Source organism: Lacrimispora amygdalina, from assembly GCF_900205965.1.
GTDB classification, from domain to species: Bacteria; Bacillota; Clostridia; order Lachnospirales; family Lachnospiraceae; genus Lacrimispora; species Lacrimispora amygdalina_A.
On record NZ_OAOF01000067.1, the window covers coordinates 1 to 1,869 of the forward strand.

At 36.1% G+C, this 1,869-nt stretch carries 3 protein-coding genes; all 3 read right to left on the reverse strand.

Translation table 11 applies throughout. The annotated features are described in order from the left end of the window. Window positions 1–404: 404 nt before the first annotated feature. Genes CRO04_RS25655 through CRO04_RS25665 form a run of 3 tightly spaced genes read right to left on the reverse strand, consistent with a single transcriptional unit; the run spans window position 405 to window position 1,620 of the window. Window positions 405–944 carry an RNA 2'-phosphotransferase gene (locus CRO04_RS25655; protein ID WP_097007057.1) on the reverse strand — a complete coding sequence of 180 codons (540 nt, stop codon included), beginning with the start codon at window positions 942–944 and terminating at the stop codon, window positions 405–407. A 12-nt stretch (window positions 945–956) separates the two neighbouring features. Next, a complete protein-coding gene (locus CRO04_RS25660; RefSeq protein WP_097007058.1) occupies window positions 957–1,307 on the reverse strand; it encodes a hypothetical protein in 351 nt (116 codons plus the stop codon). 13 nt (window positions 1,308–1,320) lie between these two features. After that, on the reverse strand, window positions 1,321–1,620 hold the full coding sequence (locus tag CRO04_RS25665) for a hypothetical protein (RefSeq protein WP_097007059.1): 300 nt from the start codon (window positions 1,618–1,620) through the stop codon (window positions 1,321–1,323). Window positions 1,621–1,869: the final 249 nt, after the last annotated feature.

The window sequence follows — 1,869 nt, forward strand, 5'->3', positions numbered from 1 at the left end:
AGTCTTTTCCCGTTGCACCTGATAGCTGTTAGGATTGCAATTACCTCCTGTTCGTCTTCCGGTTGCTTTTTCAGAAAAATGTCGCATACAGACCAGTTTTTCATATCCCTCAAGTCGCACAATCGCAACCATTTATAAATTCCTGAATTGGTAAATTCTCTCCTTATTTTGCTCAAAAAATTGGGATGAACCATGGGGTCGAAAATGATGCAGGTTAAAGAGCCGGGGTTAAAACTTCCCCGACTCAGCTAACATCAGCCCGCAATGCGGGCTGAGAGGACTTATCATAGGGGTCGGATATTCGGCATTGGGGTCGTAACCGGGGTCACACTTGCAGGAAATGCCCATTCATGTGAAAGATTTACGGGGTTATGAACAACGCCTATAGTCATCTAACCATTTTGTTATTTTACTAAAACGTACTTGTAAGGTACCATATCTGCTAACCATACTTTATCATTACCATAATAAAACTTTATTCCATCATTCCAAGCTTTTAAGGAATTAATTATTAAAATACATGGCTTATTATCATGCCTTTTCCCTACTGTCTCAGCCGTTTCAATGTCTTGTGATAAATGAACATACTGCCTACTTTGGGGTAATAAGCCATTTTCCTTAATAGAATTTAGAAATCTTCTTGCTGTTCCATGGTATAAAAATTCTGGGGGCATCTTTTCTTCTTTAATAATTTTCATAGGTATAGAATGTCCATAAAATGCTTTGATTTTACCATCATAAATTTCATGTCGCTTTTTTTCTGATATTTCAATCATTACCATTAAATCTTTCTCAGTAAGATGTTCCCATTTTGAAGATAGGTGTAAAGAAGCTAATAATTGCTCTAGTGGTACACCACCGTTTTCATCCATCTCCAGTTCATACTCCCATGGTGCATGACGTAAAGCATAAGATACTTCCTTACTTAATTCTGAATAATTCATGATTTCACTTCCTTACTCTATTCCAATGAGTTCTTTAATAGCGCTAATAAACCACGACCAAAAGTCATCAAATTCTTGTCTTCTTTCAAATCCTTCAGTCGCATAATCGTGAACAATAAATACTTTTTCGCCAAAATCTATTTCAAAACATGCAATGTCATCGCTATCGTATCTTCCAGCAAAAGGAACCAGATTTCTATCGGGGTATCTTTTAATTAGTTCCTCCCTTCGGTCCACCAATTGCTCGAAGCTCATTAAAAACCAGTTGTCAAAATCAAGTAATTTAAGTTCAACAACCTTTAGATATGCATCAGGGTATTTATAACCAAGTAAATTCTCATATTCTTTTAATTTTTCTAACATTTTTAATACTCCTTTAATTTTTCATTTTAGGCATATCAAATGAGCCCGATGGATAATTACCTCTAAATGCTGAATTTTGTTTAAGTATTCTTAAGTTTGTAGCTTCACCCCAAGTAGAGGGAACTCCTTTTGGAGTCGTAAAACGGTTGACAAAATTACTTGGCAATGGATCGTTATAATTATGTACGTTAGCCTGAACATTAATCCCAGCTTCTCTTGCTGCTGCAACCCTTGTATTATCAATGGTGGTATAGCTTCCATCAGGCATTTTTACTACATCAATTGGATCTCCAACCCAGCCATCTTTCTTCATACTTGTAATAATATCATCAGCACCATTTACAGAACTCTGGCTAAACCTAATTTCATTTGGATTAATACTCTTACCCGCCCCCTCAGGTGGAGTACTGAGGTATTCGACTAACGGTGAAAATATTTATTCAATTAAAAAAATTGAACAAAATCGCTATCGCGATGGCTGTTCAAAATTCCTTTTATTCTCCACCCACCTCAAAAATAAATATGGCAGATTTTGAATTTTTCGTGTATTGTTAAGCTACCA

What these genes read in the sequence shown, in the direction of transcription:
- CRO04_RS25655 (WP_097007057.1), bottom strand. Translation starts at nt 944, where the DNA reads ATGAATTATTCAGAATTAAGTAAGGAAGTATCTTATGCTTTACGTCAT.
- CRO04_RS25660 (WP_097007058.1), bottom strand. Translation starts at nt 1,307, where the DNA reads ATGTTAGAAAAATTAAAAGAATATGAGAATTTACTTGGTTATAAATAC.
- CRO04_RS25665 (WP_097007059.1), bottom strand. Translation starts at nt 1,620, where the DNA reads ATGAAGAAAGATGGCTGGGTTGGAGATCCAATTGATGTAGTAAAAATG.